Raw genomic sequence first — 494 nt, 5'->3', positions numbered from 1 at the left:
TAATAATGTGATGTCTGTATGAATACAGACGCGCGATTTTTTTGAGAATTCAATCAATGAACTCACTCGGTTTTGCTTGGTAAAATCTTTTTCTTCTTGCTTTATCTAGTTTTCAAAGTACAATTTTAAATGGTGGAGACTAGCGGGATCGAACCGCTGACCTCCTGCGTGCAAAGCAGGCGCTCTCCCAGCTGAGCTAAGCCCCCAAAAAGGTATATTAAACTATCAATGGTGGGCCTAAATGGACTCGAACCATCGACCTCACGCTTATCAGGCGTGCGCTCTAACCAGCTGAGCTATAGGCCCATTTGAATGAATGAACATTCAAAACTGAATACAATATGTCAGACGCTATTCCGAAGGAATCAATATTCCTTTTCCGTATTATCCTTAGAAAGGAGGTGATCCAGCCGCACCTTCCGATACGGCTACCTTGTTACGACTTCACCCCAATCATCTGTCCCACCTTCGACGGCTAGCTCCTGTAAAGGTTA

2 tRNA genes and 1 rRNA gene are annotated in these 494 nt (G+C 43.9%); all 3 read right to left on the bottom strand.

The annotated features are described in order from the left end of the window. Window positions 1-130: 130 nt before the first annotated feature. Window positions 131-206, bottom strand: a tRNA-Ala gene (locus ERX55_RS11245). Between the two features lie 23 nt (window positions 207-229). Beyond that, a tRNA-Ile gene (locus ERX55_RS11240) sits at window positions 230-306 on the bottom strand. A gap of 88 nt (window positions 307-394) precedes the next feature. Further along, window positions 395-494, bottom strand: a 16S ribosomal RNA gene (locus tag ERX55_RS11235); the annotation flags it as partial.

Source organism: Macrococcus bovicus, assembly GCF_004359575.1.
Classification (GTDB): Bacteria; Bacillota; Bacilli; order Staphylococcales; family Staphylococcaceae; genus Macrococcus; species Macrococcus bovicus.
This window is presented reverse-complemented; position numbering and strand designations above follow the sequence as displayed.